Raw genomic sequence first — 15,277 nt, 5'->3', positions numbered from 1 at the left:
CCATTTTCTTTTTTTAATTTGAGTGGAATAGCCATATGCAATTACGCATAGTCTCGCTGCTGACCCTTTTTTGCCTGGCCGGCTGCGATAATGTCACCTCCAGTGCCCCTGCCCCCGGTGTGACCGAAGTCGGAGTCGTCACGCTGAAAGCCACCCGCTTTACCCTGACCAGCGACCTGACCGGGCGCACCACCGCCACCCAGACGGCAGAAGTCAGACCGCAGGTGGGTGGGCTTATCCAGAAGCGCCTGTTCACCGAAGGGGCGGAAGTGAAAGCCGGACAGGCGCTGTATCAGATCGACGCCGCCAGCTATAAAGCCACCTGGCAACAGGCTGCCGCCGCGCTGAAAAGCGCTCAGGCGCTGGTCATTAGCGACTGCCAGAAAGCCAAACGCTATGCCGGACTGGTGCAGTATCAGGGGGTATCACAGCAGGATGCCGACGATGCGCAATCCACCTGCGACCAGGATCGCGCCAGCGTGGCGGAAAAAAAGGCGGCGCTGGACAGCGCGCGCGTTAACCTCGACTGGACCACCGTCACCGCCCCCATCGCGGGCCGCATCGGTATTTCCGCCGTGACGCCGGGTGCACTAGTCACCGCCGGGCAGGACACGGTGCTGGCGACCATCCGCAGCCTCGACAGCATGTACGTAGACCTGACCCGCTCCAGCGTAGAGCTGCTCAATCTGCGCAAGCGCGCGCTGGCCAGCGATGGCAACACGCTTAACGTGACCCTGACGCTGGAAGACGGCACCACCTACCCGGAAAAAGGCCGGCTGGAACTGACCGAAGTGGCGGTGGATGAAGCCACCGGCTCGGTCACGCTGCGCGCCGTGTTCCCGAATCCAAATCACGTTCTGCTGCCGGGCATGTTCGTTCATGCCCTGGTGGATGAAGGCGTGCTGGAAAACGCCCTTCTCGCGCCGCAGCAGGGCATTACCCGCGATGCCAAAGGCAACGCCACCGCGCTGGTCGTGAACGCAGAGAACAAAGTCGAACAGCGCGACGTGGTCACCGCCGACGCAACCGGCACAAGCTGGCTGATCGAGAAAGGCCTGCAGGCGGGCGACCGCCTGCTGGTTGAAGGCAGCGATAAAGTCGCCGCCGGCGACAGCGTGAAGCCGGTTGAAGTCACCCGCAGCGAAGGAGCGAACTGATGTTTTCGCGTTTCTTTGTTCGCCGCCCGGTGTTTGCCTGGGTGATTGCGATTCTGATTATGCTGGCGGGGATTATGGCGATCCGCACCCTGCCGGTGGCCCAGTACCCCGACGTCGCTCCGCCGTCGATCAAGATTAAAGCCACATATACCGGTGCTTCGGCGGAAACGCTGGAAAACAGCGTGACCCAGGTGATCGAACAGCAGATGACCGGCCTGGATAACCTGCTCTACTTCACCTCGTCCAGCAGCTCGGACGGTTCGGTGGATATCAACGTCACCTTCCAGCAGGGGACCGACCCGGATACCGCACAGGTGCAGGTGCAGAATAAGGTGCAGCAGGCCGAGTCCCGCCTGCCGAGCGAGGTACAAAGCGCCGGCATTACCGTCACCAAAACGCAGTCCAACTTCCTGCTGATTATGGCGCTGTACGACAGCAACGACCGCGCCAGCAGCTCCGATATCGCCGACTGGCTGGTGAGCAACCTGCAGGATCCGCTGGCCCGCGTCAGCGGCGTCGGCAGCCTGCAGGTTTTCGGTGCTGAATACGCCATGCGCATCTGGCTCGATCCCGCCAAACTCGCCTCCTACAGCCTGATGCCGTCGGACGTACAGAGCGCGATTGAAGCACAGAACGTGCAGGTGACCGCCGGTAAACTCGGTGCCCTGCCCGCCGCCGGCGATCAGCAGCTGACGGCCACGGTGCGCGCGCAGTCGCGCCTGCAAACCGTCGAGCAGTTCCGCAATATCATCATTAAAAGCGCCACCGGCGGTGCCGTGGTGCGCATCGGCGACGTCGCGCGCGTGGAAATGGGCAGCGAAGACTACAACGCCAGCTCAAAACTGAACGGCCATCCGGCGGCGGGCGTCGCGGTAATGCTGGCTCCCGGCTCCAACGCGCTGGATACCGCCAGCCTGGTGAAGGCGAAAATTGAGGAATATCACCACAACATGCCTGCGGGCTATGAGATTGCCTATCCGAAGGACAGCACCGAGTTTATTAAAATCTCGGTACAGGATGTGATTGAAACCCTGCTGATCGCCATTGTGCTGGTGGTGACGGTGATGATGCTGTTCCTGCAAAACCTGCGCGCCACGCTGATCCCCGCGCTGGCGGTGCCGGTCGTGCTGCTCGGCACCTTTGGCGTGCTGGCGCTGTTCGGTTACTCGATCAATACCCTGACGCTGTTTGCCATGGTGCTGGCCATCGGGCTGCTGGTGGATGACGCCATTGTGGTGGTGGAAAACGTCGAGCGCATCATGCGCAATGAAGGGCTGAACGCCCGTGAAGCCACCGAGAAATCGATGGGTGAAATCGCCGGCGCGCTGGTGGCGATTGCGCTGGTACTGTCGGCGGTATTTCTGCCGATGGCCTTCTTCGGCGGATCCACCGGGGTGATTTACCGCCAGTTCTCGGTGACGATTATCGCCGCCATGATGCTGTCGGTCGTTGTGGCGCTGACGCTGACCCCGGCGCTGTGCGGCATGCTGCTCAAGCACAGCCAGCCTCCGCAGCGCGGCTTCTTTGCGCGTTTTAACCGCCTGTATCAGAACGGCGAGAAGCGCTATCGCAAACGCGTACTGTGGCTTCTTGGCCGACCGGTGCGGCTGATGCTGGTTTACGCCGTGTTTGCCGGACTGATGGCGCTGCTGCTGTGGCGTCTGCCGGGCAGCTTCCTGCCGGAAGAGGACCAGGGCGAAATCATGGTGCAGTATACCCTGCCCGCCGGGGCCACTATCAGCCGAACCGACGCGGTGAACAAACGCGTGACCGACTGGTTCCTTAACCAGCAAAAGGACAACACCAACGTTATCTTCACCGTTAACGGTTTTAACTTCAGCGGCAGCGGCCAGAATGCCGGGATGGCCTTCGTTTCGCTGAAAGACTGGAGCCAGCGCGCCGGCGAGAAAAACAGCGCGCAGGGTATCGCCCGCGAAGCCATGGCGGCGCTGGGGGATATTCGCGACGCGAAAGTTTTCGCCATGACTCCGCCGTCGGTGCAGGGGCTGGGGCAAAGCAACGGCTTTACCTTTGAGCTACTGGCCAGCGGTGCAACCGACCGTAACACCCTGCTGAAGCTGCGCAGCGATCTGCTGAAAGCGGCGAACAGCAGCCCGGAGCTGCAATCGGTGCGCGCCAGCGATCTGCCCCAGATGCCGCAGCTGCAGGTGGATATCGACAATAACAAAGCGGTGGCACTCGGCCTGTCGCTCTCCGACGTGACCGACACGCTGAGCAGCGCGTGGGGCGGCACCTACGTGAACGACTTTATCGACCGCGGCAGGGTGAAAGAGGTCTACATCGAAGGCGACAGCCAGTTCCGCTCGAAGCCGGAAGACCTGGCGAAGTGGTTTGTCCGCGGCAGCGACAGCAGCATGACGCCGTTCTCCGCCTTTGCCACCACGCACTGGATTTACGGTCCGGAAAGCCTCGCCCGCTATAACGGCTCGGCCGCGTTTGAAATCGCCGGTGAAAACAGCGCGGGCTACAGCTCGGGTGCGGCGATGGACAAAATGGAAGAGCTGGCTAATCAGCTGGCACCGGGTTCCAGCTGGGCATGGAGCGGCCTGTCGCTGCAGGAAAAACTCGCCAGCGGCCAGGCCATGAGCCTGTATGCCATCTCGATTCTGGTGGTGTTCCTCTGCCTGGCAGCGCTGTATGAGAGCTGGTCGGTGCCGTTCTCGGTGCTGCTGGTTATCCCTCTCGGTATCTTCGGTGCCGCGCTGGCCGCCAGCCTGCGCGGGCTGAGCAACGATATCTACTTCCAGGTTGCCCTGCTGACCACCATCGGGCTGTCGGCGAAGAACGCCATCCTGATCGTCGAGTTCGCTGAAGCGGCGCTGAAACAGGGGAGTTCGCTGAGCGCGGCGGCGATTTCTGCGGCCCGTATCCGCCTGCGTCCCATTATTATGACCTCGCTGGCGTTTATTGCCGGGGTGCTGCCGCTGGCGGTGGCGACCGGGGCCGGAGCCAACAGCCGCATTGCGATTGGTACCGGGATTATCGGCGGGACGCTGGCCGCGACCATTCTGGCGATTTTCTTTGTACCGCTGTTCTTTGTGCTGGTGAAGCATCTGTTCACCTCACGCCACGGGAGTAAATAATGATGTACCGAATTAGCGTGATAGCCCTGTCGATGATGCTGGCGGGCTGTCTGTCTCTCGATCCCGATTACCAGCGCCCCGCCGCGCCGGTTCCGGCCACCTGGCCGGGGCAGAATGCGGACGGCAGCGCACCGGCCGTGCTCAGTAACTGGCAGCAGGTGATGGGCGACAGCCGGCTGAAAGCCGTGGTTGCCCGCGCCCTGGCCAGCAACCGCGATCTGCGCAAGGCGATCAGCGATATCGAGCAGGCGAAGGCGCTGTACGGCGAAGAGCGCGCCAGCCTGTTCCCGACGCTGAATGCCGGGCTGACCAGCACCCGTAGCCGGACCACCGATGCGGGCGTGACCGGCAGCGCGGAGGCCAGCGGCAGCGTCAGCAGCTTCGAGATCGATCTGTTTGGCCACAACCGCAGCCTGAGCCGGGCGGCCAAAGAGACCTGGCTGGCCAGTGAGTTCACCGCGCAGAATACGCGGCTGACGCTGATTGCTGAAACCGCCACGGCCTGGATTACGCTGGCGGCGGATAACAGCAACCTGCAGCTTGCGCAGGAAACGATGGCCAGCGCCGGTAAAACGCTGGAGATCACCCAGCGACGCCAGGCTGCCGGGGTGGCGGACGGCACGGATATGAACGAAGCGATGACCGTTTATCAGTCGGCGCGCGCCAGCGTGGCCAGCTATCAGACACTGGTGGCCCAGGATCGTAACGCCCTGACGCTGCTGGCGGGTGAAAGCCTGCCGGATTCGCTGCTGCCCGGTCCGCTGGATAAGTTGACAGAGAATGCGGTGGCCCTGGTGCCCGCGGGGCTATCTTCTTCGCTGCTGCTGCGCCGTCCCGACGTGCAGGAAGCCGAGCACAGCCTGAAGAGCGCCAATGCGGATATCGGTGCCGCGCGCGCTAACTTCTTCCCCAGCCTGTCGCTGACGTCCAGTGCGGGCGTGGCGAGCGGTTCGCTTTCCAGCCTGTTCAGCCACGGCGCCAACGTCTGGTCGTTTGCACCGAGCCTGTCGCTGCCGCTGTTTGCCGGTGGTGCCAACGCAGCGGCGCTGAAATATGCCGAAGCGGAGAAGCAGGGGCTGATTGCAGCTTACGAGAAGGCGATTCAGAGCGGGTTTAAAGATGTCGCCGATGCGCTGGCGCGCCGAGCCACACTGAGTGAGCAGATGGATGCGCAGCGCGAGTACGTGGCGGCAGCGCAGCGCAGTGTGGATTTGTCACTGCACGGTTATCAGGCCGGCAGCGGGGATTATCTGACCGTTCTGACCAATCAGCGTACGCTGTGGTCGGCGCAGCTGGAGCTGATTGCGCTACAGCAAACGGATTACGATAACCGGATTACGCTGTGGCAGTCGCTGGGGGGCGGGAGCTGATCGCGCCCTGGTCGGGTAAAGCTGGCTGGGGATGTTCTGCGGGTTTAGTGACTGTTGTTTAGGGTTGCCTGCAGCTAAGGTGATTGCTGTGGTTGCTGTCAGCGCGGTGATTGCGCTGACTGGCGGCTTCCCCGCTCGGGCGGTCCTCGCGTCGCTTCGCGATACCTTCACTACGACGGCCAGCCCGTCGGACCGGTGCAGACGGGCCCTCCATGGCCCGGCTGCACCTTTCTCCAGCTTCCCTGCTGGAGAATCCTGGCTTTCCTTTCTTCGTTCAGCGCTGTGGATTGCCCAATCGGGGAAGCCGCCAGTCTGCTGGTTAATCATTGTGTTGCCTGTTTAAAACATTTCTTCAATCGATTGTTTTTTCGTTCGGCTGCTTTGAACCACAATCGTGGTGAGTCGCACTAACCTTGCATTGCCGTTAAATATTGACTCCCTTCCTTCACTCCGCGCGGTGGATTTCACAATCGGGGAAGCCACCAGTTTGTGAGTTAATCATTGAGTTACCTGTCTAAAAAAACTGCTTAACGATCTCTTGTCTAAATCGGCTTCTTCGTAGTATTCGATGATTCAAAACAGCGAGCGCTGTCGTTAGCGGTCGCCCAACCTCTGCGGTTGCCGGGTAATCCGCAGCGCTGAACGGAGAAAGGAAGCCAGGATAAGCCCGCAGGACGCGGGCGCAAGGCTCGGTCGGCACACGGATGTGCCGTCTGAGCCGGTCCGACAGGCTGACGCACGAAGTGAAGGGACCGCAAAGCGGCGCGAGGACCGCCCGGCAACCGCAGAGGGTGGGCGACAATATCCGATGCATCACTCCTCAATCCCGTTGCATTTCTTTATCTCATTCAATGATTCAAAACAGCGAGCGCTGTCATTAGCGGTCGCCCAGCCTCTGAGGCTGCCGGGTATGCTGCATATCACTCCGAAGTTATACAGCAGGCTGGCTGTTCCCCTGCCCGGATAATCCGCAGCGCTGAACGTAGAGAGGAAGCCAGGATTCGGCCACAGGGAAGTGGACGAAAGGCACAGCCGCGCAGGACGCGCGTCTGTGGCGGTCCGACAGGCTGACGAACGAAGTGAAGGGACCGCAAAGCGGCGCGAGGACCGTCCGGGCAGGGGAACAGCCAGCCAGCGAAAAACACAACTGTTGCAAACGCCATCAGGCACGAGAATCACCAAGCAGCCGCAGAGGCTGGGCGACAAACTCCGCCACAGCGCAATCGAAAAAAAACCGCCATCCAAACGGATAGCGGCCTTATCACACACAACCAGCGAACGAGATACCCTCGCCCACCGCTGTTATCAGAAGTGCGTATTCAACGACATAAAGTAAGTTCTGCCCGACTCGTTATACGTCTCAGCACCCGCACCATACAGATATGCACCGGTCGTCGCATTACCGGTAGTCGACGCATTACCCGCACGGTAGTGGCGTTTATCCAGCAGGTTATCAATCCCCGCAGTCACATCCACATACTTATTGACGGTATAGGTCGCGCTCAGACCAAACAGCGCATACGGACTCAGCTCGTTGGTTTCGCTACCCGTTGCTGCCACGCCCTTGTAGTTGTACTTCTTCGGCTTCTGCACGCCGTACCAGGCCATGGTGCCACGCAGGGACAGATCGTTCATCGCCTGCCACTCCAGCGTAGAGTTGATGGTGTACTCTGGAATAATCGACAGATAATCGCCGGTTTTCTTGTTCTTGTTCTCAATGATATAGGTGAAGTTATTCTTCATTGAGACGCTGTCGGTAATCGGGAAGTTCAGCGTACCTTCCAGACCCTGGATCAGCGCGCGCGGCACGTTCTCCCACTTATACACATCGGTCGTACCGACGCTGTATTCCGACGCATAACCCGCTTCGATCTTGTTGCGATAATCGTTGTGGAAGTAGGTCAGGCCCGCCTGATAATCGTCGTGATGGTATTCCAGCCCGATCTCTTTATTGATGCTGGTTTCCGCCTTCAGATCGTCATTACCCTGCAGGTAACAGGCGGCGGCGCTGGCGTAGCAGCCCTGGCCGTTGCTGTACAGGATATAGTTCGGGTTGGTCTGATACAGGTTCGGTGCCTTGTAGGCGCGGGCAATACCCATTTTCAGGGTAAAGTCGTTGCCCAGTTCCTGTGACAGGTTCAGCGACGGGCTGAAGTTGCTGCCGGTAATCGAATGGTAGTTAAAGCGAATACCCGGCGTCAGGATCGTGGTCTCGGTCAGCTCAATATTATCGTCGGCAAACAGCGAGTAGAGATCCGCTGAGCTGTAAACGCTGCGGCCGGTGGCGGAAACACCCTCGACGCTGCCCGCCGTGGCGGCATTCTGCGTGTTCGAGGTCGGATCCTTCATCTGCTGATGGTTCCATTCTCCGCCCAGAGTCAGCGTCTGCTGGAATAGCAGGTCCAGCGGCACGTTAAACTCGGTATGCGCGTTGGTATCCGCCAGATTAATGGTGGAGAAGCCTTCATCGGTGGTATTAAAGATCCCTTCCGTTCCCCCTGCCAGGCCTTCATTCAGACGGGTATTGCGCGTGCGCTCGTACTGAATGTAGTTGGTGGTGGTCACGCCGTTATCCCAGGCACCGGTGTGCTTCAGGCTGACGTTCTGGCGATACAGAATATTGGTTTCTTTACCGTAGTACTTCTGTACCAGCGTGTTGGTGTTGGTATTTTGCGTATCGCCGGCGTAAATGTTGCCCTGACGACTAAATCCGGCACCCAGCTCCAGCGCCTGTCCCGGAATAAATTCCCAGCGCAGCGAGCCGTTGATATCTTCGTTTTTCACCCCTTCGCGTCCGGACGGTACGCTGCCAATATAGGCTCCGGTGCGCTGCGCTTCATGCCCGGCGTTAATATACTGCGCATCGGCCTGGGTTTTCGCCCAGCCGCCGTACAGCTTGAAGGTCAGGTTATCCGCCAGCTCACCGGCCAGGCTGCCGTTAAAGCGGCGCGTGGCCCCTTCCGCTTTGTGCTCCGGGACGTTGTAGTAGGTGTTAAAACTGCCGTGCCAGTCTTTGGTCGCCGGTTTGGTGATGATATTGACCACCCCGCCCGCCGCGCCGCTGCCGTACAGCGCCGCAGCCGGGCCGCGCAGGACATCAATGCGTTCAATCATTTCCGGTGGAACCCACGCGGTATCGCCGCGGGAATCACGCTCGCCGCGCCAGCCGTAGCGCACCGAGTTCTTGCTGGATACCGGCATACCGTCGATCAAAATCAGGGTATTTTCCGGACCCATACCACGAATATCAACCTGCCGGTTGTTACCGCGCTGGCCGCTGGTGGAGTTGCCGGTCAGGTTTACGCCCGGCATCGTGCGGATCAGTTCGGAAACGTCGCGCTCGGGGGGATGCTTTTTGATTTCTTCCGCATTAATAGTGGAAACGCCGGGTGCCTGTAAGGTCTGTACCCGCGCGGTAACCACCATGGACTGCTCGCCGGATGCCGCATCTTTTTCGGTTTTTTTGCTGGTGTTTGCCTCAGCGCTATCGCTGGTTTGCTGCGCATCTGCGGCGGTAGCTTCTGCTGAAAAGCCCTTCAGCGGCAGCAGTGCAATGCCGACAGCGATACTGATAAGGCTCAATCTTCTACTGTAGAATTCCATACTCATCCCTTAATGCCCTATTTTCTTTTTTGAAATTACTTATTGTTTTATAAGTAAAAATTCATTTGCATCGCCTGTAAACGAAAAGAGAAAGACAATAATAATGATTATCACTTACGACTAAATATTGCAGCAAATTTCCGGGACCAAATCTCGGGGTGGTTAAGTAAAAAAAGGGAAATAGATGTGTGCAAATATTTCAAAAGGATGACGGCGTTGGCGAAATGACAGGGCGGTGAGTTGGGCTGTGATTGGAGTCAGGCACAATCAAAATGAGGGTTTCGCGGTGATATCCATCATATTTTTTGAAGGTCTTCATCAAGCTTATGCGGTTTTCTCTTTTCCACGCCCGCGTATGATGGCGTCACGGCAGGAACACTGCGAAATTACCCTCCTGACCGTACCTGAGTCTTTTTTAGCCAGAAGCCCTGCTTCTGGCTTTTTTTTGATATGCTAGGCGTTTAAACCATCATGGAGTGATTATGAAACGCATTGCTATTGATATGGATGAGGTTATCGCTGACTTTCATTCTAAAATCCTGCTTACCTGGAACCGCCATTTCTCCCAGGAGCTCACGCCTGAAGAACTGAACCTCTTTGACCTGCATCAGGACGATCCGGAAAAGCTGGAAGAGATCTTCGAACTGGCCGGGCATCCGGATTTTTTTGCCGACCTGGCGGTGATCCCCGACAGTCAGCGCGTTATTGCCAGTCTCAGCAAGCACTATGAGATTTTTATTACCACCGCCGCGATGCAGGTACCCGCGTCATTCAATGCGAAATTCCGCTGGCTGAATACGCACTTCCCGGCTATCAAACCCAGCCATATTGTGTTCTGCGGAAATAAAAGCATCATCAATGCCGACTATATGATTGATGATAACGCGATTAATTTCGTCGATTTTTGCGGAGAAGGCATTCTCTACACCGCCCCACACAACCGGCATGTCACCGGCTATCGTCGGGTGGACAGCTGGCGCGATATTGAAGCGCTGCTGCTGTAGTTAAAGATAAATGTTTCTACTGCTCATCAGGATTCGGACGTGAAAGAACCGAATAATCCGTGGCGGCAGAACGGAAGTGTACCGCCACATATCCATGCGGCGGTGTTTCACAATTTGGCCGGCTAAAAAATCCCCTTTAGAATCTCCTGCAAACCGGCCAGACGGGATTACTGTTTACCTTCACGCAATAGCGTATCGACAATCTGCTTCAGCACCACCTGTAAATGCTGGGCTTTATCACCTCGCCAGGCAAACGGCGGCCGCTCATCCATATAGTTACACTGCGCCAGCTCCAGCTGTACCGCATGCTGATTCTCCGCCGGTTTACCGTAGGCGCGGGTAATGTATCCGCCCTTGAATCGACCGTTGATCACCCAGCTGAAGCGAGACTGGTCATCACAGACGGCCGTAAGATGCGCCGCAATCTCCGGGCTGCAGCTCGCCCCGTCATTGGTGCCCAGATTCAGGTCCGGCAGCTGGCCTTCAAACAGTCGCGGCACCCGTGAAGCGATGGAATGCGCATCAAACAGCAGTGCATAGCCAAACTGGCGGCGGATGCGCGCCAGTTCCAGGCGGATCTGGTCATGATACGGCTGCCAGATGTTTTGCAGATAGCCCGCCCGCTGTGCCGCCGTCGGGGTCATTCCCGGCTTAAAGGTTGGCGTGCCGTCAAACAGCGTTTCCGGATACAGCCCGGTGGTCGCGGTGGTGTACAGCGCCTGGTTATCCGGCGGGCGATTCAGGTCAATCACAAAACGCGAATAGTTGCCGACCAGCACGCTGGCACCCATTTCACGGGCAAATTTGTACAGCTGCGGGATATGCCAGTCGGTATCCGGCAATCCTTTCGCCGCATCGCTCAGCCCGGCCTTCACTTCCGGCGTCAGTAACGTACCGGCGTGGGGAATACTCAGCAGCAGCGGAAGCTTACCGGCGTGAAACTCAAAAGCGTTCATCGTTCTTCTCCTCGGAAAATAACCCGGCAGGGCAGCTGCCCGCCAAGCCAGTAAACCAGCTCCGCCGGGCGTTCCAGCGGCCAGTGAACAAAATCTGCCAGTTTGCCTGCCTCCAGCGACCCCTGAGTGTCGGCCAGGCCCAGCGCCCGCGCACCGTGAAGCGTAACGCCGGCCAGCGCTTCTTCCGGCGTCATCCCAAACAGCGTACAGCCCATATTCAACATCAGCCGCAGCGACAGGGCCGGAGACGTACCCGGATTGGCATCGCTGGCAAGCGCCATCGGCACGCCGTACTGACGGAACAGCGCCACCGGCGGCCGCTGGGTTTCCCGCAGCAGATAGAAAGCGCCCGGCAGCAGCACCGCAACCGTGCCGCTCTGCGCCATTGCCGCAACGTCACTTTCGGTGGCGTATTCCAGATGATCCGCCGACAGCGCGTTAAATCGGGCGGCCAGCGCAGCGCCGCCCAGCGATGACAGCTGCTCGGCATGCAGTTTGACCGGCAGGCCCAGCTGCTGCGCGGCGTTGAACACCTTATCAACCTGCGCGGGGGTAAACGCCAGATATTCGCAGAACGCATCCACCGCATCCGCCAGCTGTCCGGCGGCCACCTGCGGCAGCAGCTCACGGCAAATCACCTCCACCCACTCGTCCGGCGTTTGCTTATACTCCGGCGGCACCGCGTGCGCGGCCAGGCAGGTGGCTTTGATTTGCGCCGGAACCTGCTGACCGAGCTGGCGAATCGCCTGCAGCATCCGCAGTTCGCTGGCAATCTCCAGGCCGTAGCCGGACTTGATTTCCACGGTGGTCACGCCTTCCGCCAGCAGTACGTCAAGCCGATGACGGGCGCTGCTGACCAGCTGCGCCAGTGAGGATTCCCGCGTGGCGCGAACGGTAGAGAGGATCCCTCCCCCTGCGGCGGCAATCTCGCTGTAGCTGACGCCGTTCAGGCGCTGCTCAAATTCGTGGCTGCGATCGCCGCCAAACACCAGGTGCGTATGGCAATCCACCAGCCCGGGAGTCACGATGCCGCCACCGAAATCGGTGGTCCGTTGCGGAGTAAAGTGCCCGGCCTCCTGATACGGCCCGACCCAGACGATCTGCTGACCGTCAACGGCAATCGCGCCGTTTTTGATGAGGTTGTACTGGCCGTCACGCATGGTGACGATATCGGCACCGTACCACAAATGCTCACAGTTGCGTTGCTGCTCCATCACCTCTCCCACGTTGTGTGCTTTACTGAACTTCTATAAGTATGTATATGTATATACAACCTCAACGTACAGGAAGCAACCGATGACTCGCTATTTTGCGCCCCGCGCCCTGCTTGCAGATGGCTGGCAGCACAACGTACTGATTGACGTCGACAGCCAGGGCACAATCGCCTCTCTCACCGCCAACAGCCAGCCGCAGGATGCACAGCGCCTGGAGGGTATTGTCGTACCGGCCATGGCGAATTTGCACTCGCATGCATTTCAACGCGCAATGGCCGGGCTGGCCGAAGTGGCGGGCGATCCGCAGGACAGCTTCTGGACCTGGCGCGATCTGATGTACCGCATGGTGCAGCGCCTGACGCCAAAGCAGGTGGGCGCGGTTGCGGCAGCGCTTTATGTTGAGATGCTCAAGGGCGGGTATTGCCAGGTGGCGGAGTTTCACTATCTGCACCACCAGCCGGACGGTCAGCCCTATGCGCAGGATGAGATGCTGGTTGAGCTGATTGCCGCCGCCGGGCGCAGCGGCATCGGCCAGACAATGCTGCCGGTGCTCTACAGCTACGCCGGATTCGGCAGCCAGCCCGCGCAGCCCGGGCAGAAGCGCTTTATTCAGGACACCGCCGCCTATCTCGCTCAGCAGCAGCGCCTGGCGAAGCTGATTGACGGCAAGCCGCTGATTAACCACGGCCTGTGTTTCCACTCCCTGCGGGCGGTCAGTGAGCCGCAAATGCGCGAGGTGCTGGCGGCCAGCCCGGCCCATCTGCCGGTGCATCTGCACGTCGCCGAGCAGGAAAAAGAGGTCAACGATTCTCTGGCGTGGAGCGGAGAACGCCCGGTCAGCTGGCTGCTGGACCGTTTCCAGGTGGACCAGCGCTGGTGCCTGATCCACGCCACCCATCTGGACGACAGCGAGATTTCACGCCTCGCAGCGAGCCGGGCGGTGGCCGGCCTTTGCCCGACCACCGAAGCCAACCTCGGCGACGGCATCTTCCCGGCCACCGAGTATATCGCCCGGGGTGGCCGCTGGGGCATTGGATCGGACAGCCACGTGTCGCTGGACGTGGTGGAAGAACTGCGCTGGCTGGAGTATGCCCAACGGCTGCGCGACCGCCGCCGCAACCGTATTGTTACCGCCAATCAGCCGTCGGTGGGCGATCTGCTTTACCGGCAGGCGCTGGCGGGTGGCGCGCAGGCCTGCGGAGTCAAAACCGGCAGCCTGCAAACCGGCTATCGCGCCGACTGGCTGGTGTTGAATGATGACGCGCTACTGGGTGCAACCGGGGATGACTCCCTGCTCAACCGCTGGCTGTTTGCCGGGCATCGCGGGCAGATCCACGACGTGTTCGTGGCGGGCGTGCAGCGCATCAGACACGGCCGGCACGCAGAGCAGGAGTCGATTGACGCTGAGTTCCGTCAGGTGCTGGAGGCGCTGCGATGATCCACTTATTTAACAGCGCCAGCCTGCCCATCAGCCGCTGGCGCAACGGCGGCGGGGAAACGCGGGAGATCGTCAGTTATCCGCCAGGGGAAGCCGAATTTGACTGGCGCATCAGTATCGCCACCATCGCCGCAGACGGTGAGTTTTCGGCGTTCCCCGGCATCGACCGTATTATTACCCTGCTGGATGGAGAGGTAGAGCTGTACAGCGACGACCGGCTGCGACAGCGTCTGAGCGTGAATCAACCCTATTCGTTTCGGGGAGAGGACCGCATCAGTGCCCGGCTGCCCGCAGGGGCGAGCCACGACTTCAATATCATGGCCCGGCGGGGACATTATGTGCCCGCGGCGGGCACCACCACGGCGGCATTTTTTCCCCCGGTGGAGGCGGCTGGCGTGGTCATGGTCATTGGCGGCCAGTGGCAGCACGGACAAACGCTGCTGGCGGCCGGCCAGGGGGCCTGGTGGGAAAATCAGGGGGGGCGTTTTCTGCCGCTGTCAAACGATGCCCTGCTGCTGTGGGGCACGCTGCTACCGAGCTTTAACCATGGCCTTTGAAGCGCCCCATCAGCTTATAGCGCGATCCGGGATACAATAGTCGCGCGTAGGTAACGATCTTATTATCGCTCCAGGTCTGGCGGCGGATCAGCAGGCAGGGCTCCTGCGCGTCAATCGCCAGATGGCGGCACTGTCGCGCGTCGGGCAGAACCGCTTCCACCACGTGCTCACCGGCGGTTAATGGAGCGACCCGCATCAGATAGGTATAGGGCGTCTGCTCGGTGTAATCCTGCAGCAGGTAGTCCGGTGCCATCTGCGGATTGACCAGGCGATCTTCCAGCTGCACCGGCTGATCGTTCTCATAGTGGATCATCAGCGAGTGAAACAGTTTCTGGCCGCTGGTTAACCCGAGCAGCGCGGCCTGTTCCGCATCGGCTTTGCTCTCGCCAAACGCCAGAATTTTACAGCTGTGGCGATGGCCGCGCTGGGCTATCTCTTCCGCGATATTGTGGACTTCCATCATCGCGGTATAGCCTTTGGCTTCCGCGACGAACGTGCCCACGCCCTGCATCCGCATCAGATAGCCTTCGCTGGTCAGCTCGCGCAGTGCGCGGTTAATGGTCATCCGGCTGACGCCAAGCTCGTTAACCAGTTCGCTTTCAGACGGCACGCGCTGATTTGGCTGCCAGACGCCTTCGCTGATCTGGCTGATAATCGCCTGCTTCACCCGCTGGTAAATCGGTGCAGGCTGATCGCTCATTGCAGCGGAAAGTTGAGAAATTGCACTCTGCCTGGCCATACCGAATCCTTATAACAGTGGGAAAATCAGTTTACTGGCTAATATTCTAAATGTATATACATGTTAACTTTTCCACTGGAAGCACAGTTCCACTCCCCCCCTTCATCCCCCTTTTTTGTGATCGCAGCAAGACAA

The 15,277-nt window shown here is 59.5% G+C and carries 10 protein-coding genes; 6 read left to right on the top strand and 4 right to left on the bottom strand.

What is annotated here, in order from left to right:
- Positions 1-35 precede the first annotated feature (35 nt).
- Genes PGH32_RS02850 through PGH32_RS02840 form a run of 3 tightly spaced genes read left to right on the top strand, consistent with a single transcriptional unit; the run spans position 36 to position 5,631 of the window.
- Positions 36-1,157 carry an efflux RND transporter periplasmic adaptor subunit gene (locus PGH32_RS02850; RefSeq protein WP_337893132.1) on the top strand — a complete coding sequence of 374 codons (1,122 nt, stop codon included), beginning with the start codon at positions 36-38 and terminating at the stop codon, positions 1,155-1,157.
- Positions 1,157-4,261, top strand: coding sequence for an efflux RND transporter permease subunit (locus PGH32_RS02845; protein ID WP_337893131.1), 3,105 nt, complete (start codon positions 1,157-1,159; stop codon positions 4,259-4,261). Before PGH32_RS02850 ends, PGH32_RS02845 begins: the two co-directional genes overlap by 1 nt.
- A gap of 2 nt (positions 4,262-4,263) precedes the next feature.
- A complete protein-coding gene (locus PGH32_RS02840; protein WP_314420044.1) occupies positions 4,264-5,631 on the top strand; it encodes an efflux transporter outer membrane subunit in 1,368 nt (455 codons plus the stop codon).
- 1,305 nt (positions 5,632-6,936) lie between these two features.
- Here the strand turns inward: PGH32_RS02840 and PGH32_RS02835 are convergent.
- Complete coding sequence (locus tag PGH32_RS02835) at positions 6,937-9,234, bottom strand: TonB-dependent siderophore receptor (protein WP_337893130.1); 2,298 nt, start codon at positions 9,232-9,234, stop codon at positions 6,937-6,939.
- A gap of 482 nt (positions 9,235-9,716) precedes the next feature.
- Between PGH32_RS02835 and PGH32_RS02830 the strand changes: the two genes are divergently transcribed.
- Entirely contained in the window at positions 9,717-10,238 is a 522-nt protein-coding gene (locus PGH32_RS02830) for a 5' nucleotidase, NT5C type (RefSeq protein WP_314419979.1), read from the top strand.
- A gap of 167 nt (positions 10,239-10,405) precedes the next feature.
- Here the strand turns inward: PGH32_RS02830 and hutG are convergent, their stop codons facing one another.
- Positions 10,406-11,194 carry an N-formylglutamate deformylase gene (hutG, locus tag PGH32_RS02825; RefSeq protein WP_337893129.1) on the bottom strand — a complete coding sequence of 263 codons (789 nt, stop codon included), beginning with the start codon at positions 11,192-11,194 and terminating at the stop codon, positions 10,406-10,408.
- A complete protein-coding gene (hutI, locus tag PGH32_RS02820) occupies positions 11,191-12,408 on the bottom strand; it encodes an imidazolonepropionase (protein WP_337893128.1) in 1,218 nt (405 codons plus the stop codon). Before hutI ends, hutG begins: the two co-directional genes overlap by 4 nt.
- Positions 12,409-12,490: 82 nt before the next feature.
- Between hutI and PGH32_RS02815 the strand changes: the two genes are divergently transcribed.
- Complete coding sequence (locus PGH32_RS02815; protein WP_337893127.1) at positions 12,491-13,846, top strand: formimidoylglutamate deiminase; 1,356 nt, start codon at positions 12,491-12,493, stop codon at positions 13,844-13,846.
- Positions 13,843-14,403, top strand: coding sequence for a HutD/Ves family protein (locus PGH32_RS02810; protein WP_337893126.1), 561 nt, complete (start codon positions 13,843-13,845; stop codon positions 14,401-14,403). Before PGH32_RS02815 ends, PGH32_RS02810 begins: the two co-directional genes overlap by 4 nt.
- Here the strand turns inward: PGH32_RS02810 and hutC are convergent.
- Entirely contained in the window at positions 14,387-15,142 is a 756-nt protein-coding gene (gene hutC / locus PGH32_RS02805; RefSeq protein WP_123332317.1) for a histidine utilization repressor, read from the bottom strand. The two genes, PGH32_RS02810 and hutC, sit on opposite strands and share 17 nt — an antisense overlap.
- Positions 15,143-15,277 lie beyond the last annotated feature (135 nt).

This window comes from Erwinia sp. SLM-02 (genome assembly GCF_037450285.1).
GTDB lineage: Bacteria > Pseudomonadota > Gammaproteobacteria > Enterobacterales > Enterobacteriaceae > Erwinia.
Note: the sequence above shows the minus strand (reverse complement) of the source record. Positions and strands in the feature narration are given on the sequence as shown.

Excerpts from the sequence above, each read along its gene's own strand:
- PGH32_RS02850 (WP_337893132.1), top strand. The coding sequence starts at position 36 with ATGCAATTACGCATAGTCTCGCTGCTGACCCTTTTTTGCCTGGCCGGC.
- PGH32_RS02845 (WP_337893131.1), top strand. The coding sequence starts at position 1,157 with ATGTTTTCGCGTTTCTTTGTTCGCCGCCCGGTGTTTGCCTGGGTGATT.
- PGH32_RS02840 (WP_314420044.1), top strand. The coding sequence starts at position 4,264 with ATGTACCGAATTAGCGTGATAGCCCTGTCGATGATGCTGGCGGGCTGT.
- PGH32_RS02835 (WP_337893130.1), bottom strand. The coding sequence starts at position 9,234 with ATGGAATTCTACAGTAGAAGATTGAGCCTTATCAGTATCGCTGTCGGC.
- PGH32_RS02830 (WP_314419979.1), top strand. The coding sequence starts at position 9,717 with ATGAAACGCATTGCTATTGATATGGATGAGGTTATCGCTGACTTTCAT.
- hutG (WP_337893129.1), bottom strand. The coding sequence starts at position 11,194 with ATGAACGCTTTTGAGTTTCACGCCGGTAAGCTTCCGCTGCTGCTGAGT.
- hutI (WP_337893128.1), bottom strand. The coding sequence starts at position 12,408 with ATGGAGCAGCAACGCAACTGTGAGCATTTGTGGTACGGTGCCGATATC.
- PGH32_RS02815 (WP_337893127.1), top strand. The coding sequence starts at position 12,491 with ATGACTCGCTATTTTGCGCCCCGCGCCCTGCTTGCAGATGGCTGGCAG.
- PGH32_RS02810 (WP_337893126.1), top strand. The coding sequence starts at position 13,843 with ATGATCCACTTATTTAACAGCGCCAGCCTGCCCATCAGCCGCTGGCGC.
- hutC (WP_123332317.1), bottom strand. The coding sequence starts at position 15,142 with ATGGCCAGGCAGAGTGCAATTTCTCAACTTTCCGCTGCAATGAGCGAT.